Origin of the sequence: Microbispora sp. H11081, from assembly GCF_012999535.1 — a bacterium.
GTDB lineage: Bacteria > Actinomycetota > Actinomycetes > Streptosporangiales > Streptosporangiaceae > Microbispora.
On the sequence record NZ_JABBWV010000006.1, the window covers coordinates 83,136 to 97,369 of the forward strand.

Annotated in this window: 10 protein-coding genes; 4 read left to right on the forward strand and 6 right to left on the reverse strand. The window is 71.8% G+C overall.

Annotated features, from left to right (window positions below; all coding sequences use genetic code 11):
• Positions 1-130 precede the first annotated feature (130 nt).
• From HHX31_RS17450 to HHX31_RS17460, 3 genes are all read left to right on the forward strand, one after another.
• Positions 131-1,507, forward strand: coding sequence for a glycoside hydrolase family 5 protein (locus HHX31_RS17450; protein ID WP_169949360.1), 1,377 nt, complete (start codon positions 131-133; stop codon positions 1,505-1,507).
• 22 nt (positions 1,508-1,529) lie between these two features.
• On the forward strand, positions 1,530-4,559 hold the full coding sequence (locus HHX31_RS17455) for an endo-1,4-beta-xylanase (protein WP_169949361.1): 3,030 nt from the start codon (positions 1,530-1,532) through the stop codon (positions 4,557-4,559).
• A 164-nt stretch (positions 4,560-4,723) separates the two neighbouring features.
• A complete protein-coding gene (locus HHX31_RS17460) occupies positions 4,724-6,292 on the forward strand; it encodes a glycoside hydrolase family 43 protein (RefSeq protein ID WP_169949362.1) in 1,569 nt (522 codons plus the stop codon).
• On the opposite strand, the gene HHX31_RS17465 is transcribed toward HHX31_RS17460, so the two are convergent.
• Positions 6,282-7,073, reverse strand: coding sequence for an SDR family oxidoreductase (locus HHX31_RS17465; RefSeq protein WP_169949363.1), 792 nt, complete (start codon positions 7,071-7,073; stop codon positions 6,282-6,284). The two genes, HHX31_RS17460 and HHX31_RS17465, sit on opposite strands and share 11 nt — an antisense overlap.
• A gap of 257 nt (positions 7,074-7,330) precedes the next feature.
• On the opposite strand from HHX31_RS17465, the gene HHX31_RS17470 reads away from it, so the two are divergent.
• Positions 7,331-8,527, forward strand: coding sequence for an FAD-dependent oxidoreductase (locus HHX31_RS17470; RefSeq protein ID WP_169949364.1), 1,197 nt, complete (start codon positions 7,331-7,333; stop codon positions 8,525-8,527).
• Between the two features lie 18 nt (positions 8,528-8,545).
• On the opposite strand, the gene HHX31_RS17475 is transcribed toward HHX31_RS17470, so the two are convergent.
• The 5 genes from HHX31_RS17475 to HHX31_RS17495 are packed head-to-tail and all read right to left on the reverse strand — an operon-like array spanning position 8,546 to position 14,193.
• Positions 8,546-9,520: a phosphatidylserine/phosphatidylglycerophosphate/cardiolipin synthase family protein gene (locus HHX31_RS17475; protein ID WP_169949365.1), complete on the reverse strand. Its 975-nt coding sequence runs from the start codon at positions 9,518-9,520 to the stop codon at positions 8,546-8,548.
• Positions 9,521-9,522: 2 nt separating this feature from the next.
• Positions 9,523-10,449, reverse strand: a complete 927-nt coding sequence (locus HHX31_RS17480) for an SCO2521 family protein (protein ID WP_169949366.1) — start codon at positions 10,447-10,449, stop codon at positions 9,523-9,525.
• Between the two features lie 25 nt (positions 10,450-10,474).
• On the reverse strand, positions 10,475-11,446 hold the full coding sequence (locus HHX31_RS17485; protein WP_169949367.1) for an SCO2522 family protein: 972 nt from the start codon (positions 11,444-11,446) through the stop codon (positions 10,475-10,477).
• Positions 11,443-12,357 carry an SCO2523 family variant P-loop protein gene (locus tag HHX31_RS17490; RefSeq protein WP_169949368.1) on the reverse strand — a complete coding sequence of 305 codons (915 nt, stop codon included), beginning with the start codon at positions 12,355-12,357 and terminating at the stop codon, positions 11,443-11,445. The genes HHX31_RS17485 and HHX31_RS17490 overlap by 4 nt, the downstream gene beginning before the upstream one ends.
• Entirely contained in the window at positions 12,358-14,193 is a 1,836-nt protein-coding gene (locus HHX31_RS17495; RefSeq protein WP_169949369.1) for an SCO2524 family protein, read from the reverse strand.
• Positions 14,194-14,234: the final 41 nt, after the last annotated feature.

Sequence of the window (14,234 nt, forward strand, 5' to 3'; positions counted from 1 at the left end):
TATCCTCCGGACCACGAAACATTCGGATAGTGGCCGAAACTTTTCAGCAGCGGGTCGCGGAGAGAAGCGGGGTCGTCGCTCTCCGGCCACACCGCCGGTTTCGAGGATTTTCGGAGATTGAGGAGAGTCGATGACGCTGCTGCGTGTGTCCGGATCCCGGCTGGTGGACGAGACGGGCGGCACGGTCCGGCTACGCGGGGTCGGCCTGGGCGGCTGGCTCAACATGGAGAACTTCATCACAGGCTATGCGGCCGACGAGTCCTCCATGCGGGCGGCGGTGCGCGAGGTGCTCGGCGACGAGCGCTACGAGCTGTTCTTCGACCGGTTCCTCACCTCGTTCTTCACCGAGGCCGACGCCGACCTGCTGCGGGACATCGGCGTCAACTGCGTGCGGATCCCGGTGAACTACCGGCACTTCGAGGCGGACGACCGGCCGCTGGAGATCATGGAGCGCGGCTTCCGCCATCTGGACCGCGTGATCGGGATGCTCGGCGAGCGCGGCGTATACAGCGTCATCGACCTGCACGCGCTCCCCGGGGCGCAGAACCAGCACTGGCACTCCGACAACCCCACCCACGTCGCCTCCTTCTGGCAGCACCGGCACTTCCAGGACCGGGCGGTTCACCTGTGGGAGGCGCTCGCCGACCACTACAAGGACAACCCGTGGGTGGCGGGCTACAACCCGGTCAACGAGCCGGGCGACCCCAGCGGCCGGGTGGTCGGGCCCTTCTACGACCGTCTGGTCAAGGCGCTGCGCGCGGTGGACCCCGCCCACGTGCTGTTCCTCGACGGCAACACCTACTCGACCGACTTCTCCGTCTTCCACGAGGTCTACGAGAACACCGTCTTCGTCTGCCACGACTACGCGCTGGCCGGGTTCGCCCACGGCGGCCCCTACCCGGGCTTCACCAGGGGCGAGTGGTGCGACCGCGACGAGCTGGAGCGCACCTTCGCCCGCCGCACCGCCTTCCAGCGGGAGACCGGCACGCCGATCTGGGTCGGGGAGTTCGGGCCCGTCTACACCGGCGACCCCGCCGTGGACGAGCAGCGCTACCAGATCCTGCGCGACCAGCTCGCCATCTTCGACTCGTACGAGGCCGGCTGGTCCATCTGGACCTACAAGGACGTCGGCCTGCAGGGCCTGGTCAGCGCCGGCGGGTCGTACATGGAGCGGTTCGGGCCGTTCATCTCGAAGAAGAAGCGGCTCGGCGCCGACCGGTGGGGCTCCACGATGGAGGAGACGGCGAGCGAGCTCGCGCCGCTGCACCGGCTGATCGACACCGAGTTCCCGAGCTGGGATCCCTACCCCTGGGGCGCCCGCTACCAGACCGACGACCTCATCCGGCACATCCTGATCGCCCAGGCGCTGGTCCCCGAGTACGCCGATCTGTTCCGCGGGCTGGGCGACGACGAACTGCTCGCGCTCGCCGACTCCTTCGCCCTGTCCGAATGCGTCCGGCGCGAGCCCCTGATCCGGCTTCTCGCCGACAACCTGTCCGCGCGCTAGCGGCCCACGAGGAGACCCCCCGATGCGTAGCCTCCTGTCGTCCAGGACGGCCGCGGCCGTGCTGCGATCGTTCGCCAGGCCCGCCGCCCTGGCCCTGCTGTGCGCTCTCATGGGGCTGCCGGTGGTCGCGGCCGGCGCGACCCCCGCGGCCGCGGCGGCCGTGGAGATCGCGAAGTACGACTTCGAGGACGGCACCACCCAGGGATGGGGGCCGAGGGGCGACGGGGTCGAGGTCGGCGCGACCTCCGACGCCGCGCACTCGGGGTCGCGCTCGCTGCTCACCTCGGGCCGCACCGCCACCTGGCAGGGGGCGTCCATCAGCCCGCCGTTCGAGAAGGGCGTCACCTACCAGGTGACCGCGTACGCGCGGATGGTGAGCGGGGAGCCGTCCAGCACGATCGCGCTGACCATGCAGCGGACCCCGGACGGCGGCGACACCACCTACGAGCGGGTGGCCGCCGCCACCGTGACCGACGGCGGCTGGGCCGAGCTGTCGGGCACCTACTCGTTCGGAGCCGACTCCACCGGCCTGCAGCTCTACGCCGAGAGCTCCGAGGCCACCGCGAAGTACTACATCGACGACATCGTCGTCACCTCCGACAGCGACCCCTCGCGCTCCGGGCTCGCCACCGACTTCGAGACCGGCACGGCGCAGGGCTGGTCGCCGCGCGCGTCGGCGTCCCTGACGGCGAGCACGGACGCGGCGCACGGCGGCACCCGGAGCCTCGCCGTCACCGGCCGCTCGGCCTCCTGGGACGGCCCGGCGATCAGCGTGCTGGGCAAGATGGCCAAGGGGTCGAAGTACACCCTGTCGGCGTGGGTGCGCCTCGGCCCTGACACGACCTCGGGCAACCTCGGCCTGTCGATCGAGCGCAGGACGAACGGCACGCCCAGCTACGAGCGGGTGGCCGCGCCGAAGGCCGTCCCCGCGGGGCAGTGGGTCCAGCTCACCGGCAGCTACACCCTCGCCCACGACGTGGACTTCCTCAGCGTCTACGTGGAGTCCGACGACGGCACGTTCCCGTTCTACCTGGACGACTTCACGCTCGCCTACGTCGAGCCCAAGCCGATCCAGACCGGCATCCCCTCCCTGAAGGACGAGGTGCCGTTCACCCTGGGGGCGGCGATCACCCGCGGCCAGACGCTCGGCGAGCACGGCGACCTGCTGCTCAAGCACTTCGGCGGGGTCACGCCGGGCAACGACCTCAAGTGGGACGCGACCGAGCCGCGCGAGGGCGAGTTCAGCTTCGCCGAGGGCGACTACCTCGTGGACTACGCGGTCCGGCACGGGCTGACCTTCCGGGGGCACACCCTCGCCTGGCACAGCCAGACGCCCGACTGGGTCTTCAAGGACGGCGACCGCGACCTCACCTCGTCGGCGCAGGACAAGGCGCTGCTGCTGAACCGGCTGGAGAACCACGTCAAGACCCTGGTCGGCCGCTACAAGGGCAAGATCGCGATCTGGGACGTGGTCAACGAGGTGATCGACGAGAACCAGCCCGACGGCCTGCGCCGGTCGAAGTGGTTCCAGATCACCGGTCTCGACTTCATCCGCACGGCCTTCCGCGTCGCACGGCAGACCGACCCGGCCGCGAAGCTGTTCATCAACGACTACAACACCGAGTTCCCGCGCAAGCGGCAGGCGCTGTACGACCTGGTGAAGAAGCTGAAGGCCGAGGGCGTGCCGATCGACGGCGTCGGCCACCAGCTCCACCTGAACATCGAGCAGCCGCCCGCCGCCGAGGTCGAGGCCACGGTCGAGAAGTTCGCGACGCTCCCGGTGGACCAGCAGATCACCGAGCTGGACGTCAGCGTCTACCCCGACTTCGTCTCCACGTGGGACTCCATCCCGGCGGAGGTGCTCGCCGAGCAGGGCTACCGCTACAAGGAGCTGTTCGACGTCTTCCGCAGGCACCAGAGCCGGATCAGCTCGGTCACCCTCTGGGGCCTCGCCGACGACGACACGTGGCTGTCGACCTTCCCGATCACCCGGCTGAACGCGCCGCTGCCCTTCGACGACGAGCTCCAGGCCAAGCCGGCGTACTGGGGGATCGTGGACCCGGCTCAGCTGCCGCCGCTGGTGCGCAGGCTGGAGGCCCCCGCCGCGACGCCCAAGGTGGACGGCGGGCGCGATCCCGAATGGGATCTGCTGCCCGACGTGCCGATCGCCCGCGTGGGCCAGGTGTCGGCCGGGTTCCAGGCCCGCTCGTCGGACAAGTGGCTGTACGTCCTGGCCGAGGTGCGCGACCCCAGCGCCGACCGGGGTGACCGGGTGACGTTCACCGTGGGCGGCAAGCCGTACGTGATCGGGCGGGAGGGCCGGCCGCACGGCGTGGAGGCGGCCGTGAAGAAGACGCCGGGCGGCTACCGGGTGGAGGCGCGCCTGCCTCTCGGCTCCGACGTCGGCGTGGTCGTCACGGACGCCTCCGGCGGGTCGGAGACCTCGTGGACCGGAACGGTGACGGCCGTGCCCGCGGTGAAACTCACCACGGCGCCCCGCAGGCAGCCGGTGGTCGACGGCGTCGTCGACCGGGTCTGGGCGGACGCGCCCGAGGTCCGCACCGCCACGTGGATCCAGGGCACGTCGGGGGCGACCGCGCGGGTCAGGGCCCTGTGGAACGGCGGGACGCTCTACCTGCTTGCGCAGGTCGCCGACAGCGCGCTCAGCGAGCAGCCTGCCAACGTGTGGGAGCAGGACTCCGTCGAGTTCTTCGTCGACCCGGGCAACGGCAAGACCAGGGGCTACGGCGACGACGACGGCCAGTACCGCGTCAGCTTCTCCGGCAGGACGAGCGTCGGCGGCACCTTCGACGCCGCGGGCGTGAAGGACAACCTGACGGCCGCCGCCAAGGTCGTCCCCGGCGGATACGTGGTCGAGGCGGCCGTGCGGATGCCCACGGTCACCCTGGAGGACGGCACCCTGATCGGCTTCGACGTCCAGGTCAACGACGCCACAGGGGCCGCCCGTACGAGCGCGGCGACCTGGAGCGACGCGACCGGGCAGGGATATCGGGACACCAGCCACTGGGGCGTGCTCCGCCTGCGGCGCTGAGCCCCGGCGGCCGGCCGGGCACCGGTGCCCGGAGCCGGATCCGGCGCGGGGGCCTGGCGCAGGGAGGCCCCGCGCTGGAAGGCTCTGGCGCGCGCCGTGTCCGTGCCGGCGGCCCGGTTCCCCCTCGGGGGAACCGGGCCGGTCACGTCTGAGAGAGGGGACGAATGATCGAGGGAGTCGACGGGTGGGAGTACCGGAACCCGGTGATCCCCGGGTTCCACCCCGATCCATCGGTGTGCCGAGTGGGCGAGGACTACTACCTGGTGACCTCCAGCTTCGAGTGGTTCCCCGGGGTGCCGATCTTCCACAGCCGCGACCTGGTCAACTGGCGGCAGCTCGGGCACGTGCTCGACCGCCCGTCCCAGCTCGACCTGGACGGCATGCGGCCCTCCGGCGGCGTCTACGCCGCCACCATCCGGCACCACGACGGCGTCTTCCACGTCGTCACGACGTTGGTGGACGGGCGGGGCAACTTCGTCGTCACCGCCACCGACCCCGCGGGCCCCTGGAGTGAGCCCCGATGGCTGCCCGGCACCCGCGGCATGGATCCCTCGCTGCTGTTCGACGACGACGGCCGCCTCTGGCTCACCGGCACCAGGGAGAAGGAGGCGGCCGGCTACCCCGGCGAGACCGAGGTCTACCTCCTGGAGCTCGACCCGGCCACGCTGGAGCCGCGGGGCGCCGAGCGGGTGGTCTGGGAGGCCGCCCAGCGGGGCGCCGTGTGGGCCGAGGGCCCCCACCTGTACAAGATCGGCGGCAGGTACTACCTGCTGGCGTCGGAGGGCGGCACGTCGTACGACCACGCGGTCGTGGTGGCCAGGGCCGACCACGTGACCGGGCCGTACGAGCCGAACCCCCGCAACCCGATCCTCACCCACCGGCATCTGGGCCTCGGCCATCCCATCGCCTGCACGGGCCACGCCGACCTGGTGGAGACCCAGCACGGCGAGTGGTGGATGGTGCTGCTGGCGACGCGCCCGTACGGCACCCCCGGCGACCTCGGCGCGGGCAACGTGCGGGGCGACAACCTGGGCAGGGAGACCTTCCTCACCCGGGTCACCTGGGAGGACGGCTGGCCGGTCGCCGCCCGGGTCGAGCCCGTGGCCGCGGGGCCGGGGCTGCCCGAGCACCGCTGGCCCGCCGTGCCCGCCTGCGACCACTTCGACGCCGGCCGGCTCTCGCCCGTCTGGAACCACCTGCGCACCCCGCGCACGGCCTACTGGAGCATCGGCGACAGCCGGCTGCGGCTGCGGCTGCGGCCGGAGACGCTGGCCCAGCGGGCCAACCCGAGCCTGGTCGCCCGCAGGCAGCAGCACATGGACTTCGCCGTCCACGCCGCGCTCGACTTCACGCCGGCGGCGGGGGAGTGCGCCGGGCTCGCGCTGGTGCAGAACGACGACCACCACGTGCTGCTCGTGCGCACCCCGCGCGGCCTCGAACTCGTCCGCAGGAAGGCGGGCGGCGACGACCTGCTCGCCTCCGTACGGGTGCCTGGCCAGCGGCGGCTGTACCTGGGCGTGGAGGCGCGCGGGCAGGCCTACCAGGCGAGGTACGCCGTGACGGCGGGGGAGTGGACCGACCTCGGCGACCCGGTGGACGGCCGGATCCTCAGCACGGCGGTCGCGGGCGGCTTCACCGGCGCCTACGTCGGCATGTACGCCAGCTCCAACGGCCGTCCGAGCTCTAACATCGCCGCGTTCGACTGGTTCGAGTACCTGCCGCTCACTCCCTGATCCGGCGGAACACCGCGCCGGCCGCCCGCACCGCCAGGGCGGGCGAGAGCCGTACGGCCCGCCAGGCGGCCCGGGAGGACGCGGGCGCCACGATGAGCGCCCGGTTCGCGGCCACGCCGCGCAGCACGTCGCGGGCGAGCGACTCCACGGGATACAGGCGGCCCTGCGCCCGCACGGCCGTCGTGCGGGCCCGCAGGCCGATCTCGGTCTGCGGCAGCCCGGGGTTGGCGTTGTCCAGCAGCGGCGTGTCGGTGAACCCGGGGCAGACCACGCTGACCCGCACGCCGTGCGCCGCCGCCTCGGCCCGCAGGGCGAGCGACAGCCCGACGACGGCGTGCTTGGTCGTGGTGTACGGCAGCATCAGCGGCGCGGGGGCGAGCCCGGCCAGCGACGCGGTGTTGACGATGTGCCCGAAGCCCTGCTCGATCATGAGCGGGTACGCCGCGTGCACGCCGTGGACCACCCCGCGCAGGTTGACGTCGATCGTCCGGTTCCAGTGGGCGAGCGTGAGCTCCTCGGCACGGCCGCCCACGGCGATGCCGGCGTTGTTGAACAGGAAGTCGAGCCGCCCGTGCCCGGCGGCCACCCCGGTGACCAGTTCCCGTACGGCCTCCGCGTCGGAGACGTCGCACACGACGCCCGCGCAGCCGAGCTCCTCCGCGGCGTCGGCGGCGCCCCGGACGTCGGCGATGGTGACGTGGACGCCGCGCCGTACGAGCTCGGCGGCGACGGCCCGCCCGATCCCGGACGCCCCGCCCGTGACGACGGCGGTCTTCCTCACGCGTTGCTCCTCGCCCGAACCTTCGGCGCATCCCGACTGCCCACGGTTCACCACAAATCACCGTTGATCGGTTCAATCATTCCCAGATCGGCGCAAAGCTCTCTCGTTCGGCAGGAGCCGCCGCGACGTGACTCGCCGATTTCCCGGCCCGCAAGATTCCCGCGCGGTACAGTTCGGCGAGGTCACCGGTGTGTGGCCTTCTTGAACGGCCCTCCCTCGCCTACTGTCGAAGCGAGGACGGCGAACTGGGAGCCCGCGTGCCTGAGACCTGCGACGTCGTGATCATCGGTGGTGGCGTGATCGGGTGCGCGATCGCGCACCGGCTGGCCGCGCGCGGGACGAGCGTGGTGCTCGTGGACGCGGGGCAACGTCTCGGGCTCGGCGCCTCGGACGGCGCGATGGGCGGCATCCTGACCCAGACGGAGCCCTCCTGCCTCGGCCCGCTCAGCGACGTCATCAAGCACAGCCGCGACATGTACCCGGGATGGCTGGAGGAGATCCAGGCGGCCTCCGGCGTCGAGGTCCCGGTGCTGGACGGCGGAGACATCCAGGTCGCCCTGGACGAGGCCGAGATGGAGCGCCTGGAGTCCCAGGTGCTGCCGCAGTGGAAGAACTCGCCGTTCGCCGTCGAGCGGCTGACGGCGGCCGACGCGAGGAACCTCGAACCGCTGCTGAGCGAGCGCGTCGTCGGCGGCTTCCTGCTGCCGGAGGAGCTCGCGCTCGACCCGCGGGTGCTCATGGCGGCCCTGTCGGGTGCCGTGCTGTCGGGGCGCACGCCGATCCGGGTGCTCAACGCGGTGCTCGCCACAGACCTGCGGACCGGGCCCGCCGGCGTCGAGGTGGACCTCCACGACGGACGCCGGGTGTCCGCGGAGACCGCCGTCGTCGCGGCCGGCCACCTGAGCGGGGTCTTCCTGCCCGGCCACCGCGACCACCTGTTCCCCATCAAGGGCGTGGCCTTCGACGTCCGCCCGCCGGGGGCGGGCGGCTACCCGCTGCGCCACCACGTGTTCGCGGAGATCAGGCAGGACGGCCAGGAGTACTTCCCCTACCTCGTCCCGAGGTACGACGGCAGGGTGGCGGTCGGCGTCACGTACGAGGAGAACGTGGGGGACGTGACGGTGACCGCCGCCGCGATCGAGGAGATCCGGCGGGGCGTCGCCGCCCTCATGCCGGCGGCGGCGACCTGGCCGATGGGCCGGCGGTGGGCCGGGCTGCGGCCGGGCAGCGCCGACCACATGCCCATACTCGGCCACGTGGACGACCACGGCCGCGTCGTGGCGGCCACCGGCCACAGCGGCCTCGGCGTCACGCTCGCCCCCGTCACGGCCGAACTGGTGACCGCTCTGGTCTCGAGGACCGCGAGCGCGCGGGAGCGGGAACTGCTCGCCGTCTGCCGTCCCGACCGCCCCTTCCCCCCGGCGCCGCAGGCGCCGCCGCACGCGGTTCGCTGAGGCGGGCCCGCCGTACGGTTACCCCGCAGGGGTCGCCGCGTCCCACAGCTCGTCGAACCGCTCGGTCCGTTCGCGCACCCGCTCCTGGTCCTGTACGAGGATCGTGCTGTGGATCACCGGGGCGATGCCGTCGCCGACCTGGGGAGCGGGGTTGGACTCGTAGTAGACGACCCCGTCGAACAGGATGAAGTCCGACAGCGAGCCGCGCAGCAGGGGCGGCACGTCGGACAGGAGCAGCGTGCGCACCTCGATCCCGACCGTGGTCTGCCACTTCCACACCCGGCGGAACGCCTCGGAGTCGAGCCGGTCGGAGCGATCCACGACGAACACCCGGCGCACCCGCGCCCCACGCTGGACGAGGTCGCGCTGGAGCCTGACGTAGCGCTGCCCGAGGTCGGTGTGCCAGAAACCGCTCCCGAACTCGGCGTCGCGGGCGTCCACGCTGGTCAGGCTGATCGCGTCGAGACTCACCCGCGTGTTGCGCGCGAGCCCGAGCAGCCAGTCGCGGTCCTCTCCCTCGTACAGGGCGTATCTGCCGTCGGACAGCTCGCCGAGGAACTTGGCCATCCGGGTGACCTCGTGGTGCACCAGGTTCTTGACGAGGTCGGGCATGTCGTCGCGGATCTTGGCGGCGTTCTGCACCAGTTCGGCCACGCCCCTGGTCTCCAGCGCCGACATCTCCACGACGCCGAACAGCTTGCTCGCCTCGTTGATCTTGGAGAAGCTGTCGGCCACCAGGTTGTGGGTCTTCGTGTGCTGCCTGCGCTGCTCCTGCAGCACCGTCTCCAACTGGTCGTCCACGTCCGTGAGGAACTGCACGACGAAGACGACGCCGCTGATGAACGTCGCGAGTATCAGGCTCCACAGGTCCTCGTCGGGGATGATCGCGTTGCTCACCAGGTAGCTCACGCCGCCCACGAGCACCGTCACGAGGACCTTGCGCACGATTCTCGGGACCAGCGCGGGCGATGGCTCGGGTTCTTCTCCGGTCACGGTCACCTCCGTCCGGGTTCGGTGGACGTACTGAGCAGGGCCAGGGTGTTCGTCGCGATCTGGTCGCGGACCCGGTTGACGAGGGAGTGCCACTGCCGGGTGAATCCGGGCCGCCGTTCCAGGCTGTCCCAGAACGGCGTCAGCCACTCCTCGACCCGGGCGGCGGGCATCCACAGGTGCAGCAGGTGGTCGATGGCGGGCGTCAGGCGGGCCGCGGCCTGCGCTCCCGGCGTCGAGCCGATCCGCGCCCGTTCGACGATGACCAGCAGCGATGTCAGCAGCCAGTCGTGCGTCGCCAGGTCCTCGCACAGGTCGACCACGGCGGGGGTGAAAGGGCCGGGGTGGGTCAGGCGCAGCGTCCTGTCCTGCTCGGAGTGCAGCGTGAAGCGGATCGACGGCTCGCCGGTCTCGGCCACCCACCGCAGGCTCGTACGCGACATCTTGAAGGGGGCCAGCCGGTCCAGCAGCGGGGAGCCCTGCACGAGGTCGAGGAAGCGCCCGCTGACGGCCCCCAGATCGAGGCAGCCGGGCGCGGGGTCGCCGGTGAACCCTTCGGCGAGGTCGGCCGCCTTCGCCTTCCCCAGGACCTCCACGACGCCCGGCCGGGCCAGGTAGTGCGACCAGGGCAGCCTGCGGTCGGCCTCCGAGCGCACCACCCTGACGTACGACGAGCCCTGGGCCACCCGGCCGCCGGTCACCACGCAGCGGGACACGACCGTGCCCACGCCCCTGACCCGCGAGCGGGAGGCGGCGGGCAGCGCGCAGTCCACCCCGGTCAGCCGCTCGGGCGACAGGGCGTGCACGATGGGACGCCTGGAGACCCGCACGGTCTCCCCGGCGGTTATCGCGAGCACTTGGCGGCACGTGGACTCGGAGATCTCCCCGGAGTTCTGCAGCAGCCCGGTGTGGACCTCCCCCATCACCAGCATCGGGTCGCCCTCATGATCGAACCCCTCAGACGAAGACGTAGGAGATGCGGTCGACGAGCTCCTCTTCGAGCCGGACTCCCTCGCTCTCGCTCCGGCCGGCGACCTGCCGCAGGACCTCGTCGTCCACCGCGACCTGGCTCAGGATCGTGCGTACGGCCAGCTCGACGGGCAGGAACCTGGGGGACAGGACCGACAGCGTGGTGTACGCGCTGAACGGCGCGGCCTGGGGGTCGAGCCGGACCACCGCGGGCAGCTGGTCCCAGTCGCGGGGCCAGCCGTCCCGCACGGTCACAGGGGAGAGCGGCACCCGGCCGTCGCTGCGCAGCAGCCCCAGCCGCAGGAGCTGCCATACGGCCGCGAGAAAGGGGCACGACCAGGTGCGCCGCGGCCCCTGCTCGTCCCACAGCTCGACGTCCACGAAGATCGAGTGGCCGCGCTTGGCGTTCTGCACGGGCGGTTCCCACGGCCGCGCCTTCCCCATCGCCTGCGGCGGCGCGGTGCTGGGCGAGCGGGAGCCGTTGCACAGCCAGCCCGTCTCCTTCACCGGCGGGCGGGACCCGTCGGTCCCCTGCGGCGGGTCGTCGACGAGCCGGTCCTCCACCAGCCTGGCCAGCTCGACGCCGCCGGAGCGCGGGTCCTCGAACCGGGCGCAGGCCGACTCGCGGGCCAGGTAGTCGATGGTCAGGTCGTGCTCGGCCGCGGCGTCGACGATCATCGGCACCAGCTCGTCCGGAGTGCTGAAGCGGCTGAAGTAGTCGTCCACGAGAAAGCAGGTGCTCACGCGGGCCCGGCCGCCGGGCACCCGCTCACCCCATAAGGAGCGGACGGTGGCGAGCCACGGCGCGACCCTGCGGAACTGCTCGCGCAGCCGCTCGGGGCCCGCCTCGAAGTCCTCCATGTAGAGGTGCCCGAGCTCGACGGACACGTGGGAGAGGGGGACGGAGGCGATCCTGCGCTCTGCCGCCACCTCGCCGAACGTCGCGTGCACCGACGTCACAAACCCTCCCAGGCGTTGTCGTCGACGATCTTCTTGGCGAGCTCGTCGAACGCGGCGGCGGTCTCGGCATTCGCGATCTTGCTGGCGAGCACGTCCTCGTCGGTGATGAGCTGCTCGCGCCACTGGAGAACGGGGTCGAGCGGGATCTTGCCGAGCATCGCCGTACGGCCGACGCCGTGGCGGCCGGCCAGCTCGCGCAGTTCGCTGTCGCACGCGCTCAGCCAGGCCCGCTGCTCGTCGCGCAGCCCGACGAGCTCGCTCGCGTCCGGTTCGAGCACGGCCGTGCGGACGAAACGGATGCGGTCGCGCAGGTCGTCGGCGTCGTGGCCGAACCTCGTGCCGACGTCGAGCAGCCCGTCGGCGCCGGTGACGAGCCCGTCGGCCGCGATGATGTGCTGACGCGTCCAGCGGTGGAAGACCAGCCAGCGGAACGGGACCGTGGGCATCCGCACGGTCGCCGCCAAGACCAGCTCGGCCGTGAACGACCGGCCGGCGCTGACGTCGACCATGCACAGGTCGAACTCCTCGTCCAGCCGCCCGAACAGCTGGACGCAGCGGCCGACGATCTCGTCGGTGAGCGCCGACAGCTCGCCGCCGCCCTCGCTGCCCGGGAGCAGCACGAGCCGTCCCGCGCCCGGCGGGCGCATGCGCAGCCCCTCGCGGTCGGACTCGGCCCACACGTCCACCCGCCGTGGCTGCGGGCACTCGGCCCGCAGGTACTCGTGCAGGCCGTTCTCCCGCGTGCCGCGGGACACCCCGCTGACGCTGAAGATGGCCCCCGCGGTCGGCGAGCCGAAGTCGAAGTCCAGGTAGCAGACGTCGTTGCCCTGCAGGGCGTGCCGGTACACGATGTTGGTGCCGGTGACCGAGCGCCCGGTCCCGCCCTTGTCCGAGATCGCGAAGACGAGCAACTAGATCGCCTCCGACGCGCTGTCGCGGGCGGCCGCCAGCCGTTCGAGATCGAGGAGCGCGCTGTTGATCAGGGCCTGCGCGGTCGCGGGCCGGTCGCTGACGATCGCCCTGGCCCGCTGCAGCGACGACTGGATCGTGCGCAGCTTGGGCTGGATCGTCTGCCCCGCCACCAGCGGCCTGGTGACCAGCTCCTGGTCGAGCAGGTGCTCGGCCTCCCCGAGCATCTGGAAGGCCAGATCGACGAGCTGGGGGCTGCGCAGCGGTGGCTCCTGGCTGGATTTCGCTGCGGAGACGAGGAACTCGACGACGCGCTCGCTGAAGTACCAGGACGGATCCTCGTCCTGCGACGGGATGTCGGCGAAGACGTTGCCGGGCTGGTCCCACAGGCCGGCGGACGGCCCGTCCGCGTGGCGGCGCAGCATGATGTGCCGCCAGATCTGGTCGGCCAGGGCGAGCAGCCGCTCCCGCATCCGGGTGTTCTGCGCGATGGAGGCGGCCCAGATGGTGCGTTTGAGCAGCGTGATGGCGAAGTCGGAGACGACCCAGACCAGGTGGGGGCCGAGCGCGTCGCTGCCGTGGAGGTTGATCGGGACGCCGGGGGAGTGCATGAGCACGGGCGGGTCGCCCGGCACGGCCCTGCGGATGATCCTGGCGCGGATGGCCAGCTCCTCGAGCACGGCGGCGACCCGGCCGAGGTCCACGTCGGCCGCCCTGTTGCTGACCAGGCTCTGCACGACCATGGCGGTGACGCCGAGGCTGTAGTAGTCGGACTCCTTCTCGTCCACCGTCCGCCAGGGGATGTCCTCCAGCGGCCAGGTGCCCCGCCCGTAGGTCGCGATCGTGCGCCAGTAGGACTGGGTGAGGTCCCAGCGGCGCTGGATGGCCTGGGCGAGGGTGATCTGGTCGTCGTTGAGCAGGCTGAGGACGCGGGTGCGCGAGGTGAACAGGTCGGCGATGCCGACCAGGGCGTTGACGGTGAAGTACAGGAACGGCGTGTCCGCCGCCACGCCCTTGGGCTGGGGCCCGATGTCCAGCGGGGTGACGATGTCGGGGGCGTCCTTCACGATGCCCCACGTCCAGCCACATTCGAACAGCAGGTTCTCGTTGTCCAGGTCGACCTGGCTGCCCGAGCCGATCGTCAGGTCGCGCAGGCCGGCCCGTACGGGCCGCAGCTCGCGCCGCAGGTCGTCGAGCACCTTGCGGGTGGGCGCGCCGGTCTGGTTGACGGTGCGCAGCAGCGCGCGGCCGGCCGAGGAGCCGGGGTCGAACGCGTTGACCGTGAAGCTGCGCAGCAGCCCCGCCATCGCGGCCGACAGCCGCTTGCTGGCCAGGTCCTCCAGCTCGCGGATCTCGCGGCGGATGGGCTCGCGCCGCACGCTCTGCCGGAAGACCTTGAGGAAGCCGAGGGTGCCGAGCATGAGCGTGACCGACATCGAGAAGGAGTCGACCACGTCGAGCTGGAGCTGCTCGGGGGTCACCTTCACCTCGTCGTCCACCGGGCGGAAGTAGCTGCCTCCGGAGAACAGCGGGCGACCGTCGTCCGCCGTGTACGTGCGCAGGTACTGTCCGATGACCTTGAGCAGCAGCTTGGGGATCTCGACGGCGTCGCCGAGGACGGCCAGCGAGGAGAGCACGTCGTCGGCCGTCTCGTCGGGCGTGTCCAGGCGGAAGCCGGGCAGCTCGGAGGCCGGATACATGAAGCACAGGAGCTGCTCGGCGTCGGAGATGGAGTTCGACCCGTCCCGGCCTCCCCACGACCAGGCGCCGTCGCGGTAGGAGGCGTGCGCGGCCGCCTCCCACAGCTCCAGAAGCTGCTGCCGAGGCTGGAGTTTCATTCGTGGCCCTCTCTGCGCTGCTCGCCGTCCTTGCCGCGCCC

What these genes read in the sequence shown, in the direction of transcription:
- HHX31_RS17450 (WP_169949360.1), top strand. Translation starts at nt 131, where the DNA reads ATGACGCTGCTGCGTGTGTCCGGATCCCGGCTGGTGGACGAGACGGGC.
- HHX31_RS17455 (WP_169949361.1), top strand. Translation starts at nt 1,530, where the DNA reads ATGCGTAGCCTCCTGTCGTCCAGGACGGCCGCGGCCGTGCTGCGATCG.
- HHX31_RS17460 (WP_169949362.1), top strand. Translation starts at nt 4,724, where the DNA reads ATGATCGAGGGAGTCGACGGGTGGGAGTACCGGAACCCGGTGATCCCC.
- HHX31_RS17480 (WP_169949366.1), bottom strand. Translation starts at nt 10,449, where the DNA reads ATGCTGGTGATGGGGGAGGTCCACACCGGGCTGCTGCAGAACTCCGGG.
- HHX31_RS17495 (WP_169949369.1), bottom strand. Translation starts at nt 14,193, where the DNA reads ATGAAACTCCAGCCTCGGCAGCAGCTTCTGGAGCTGTGGGAGGCGGCC.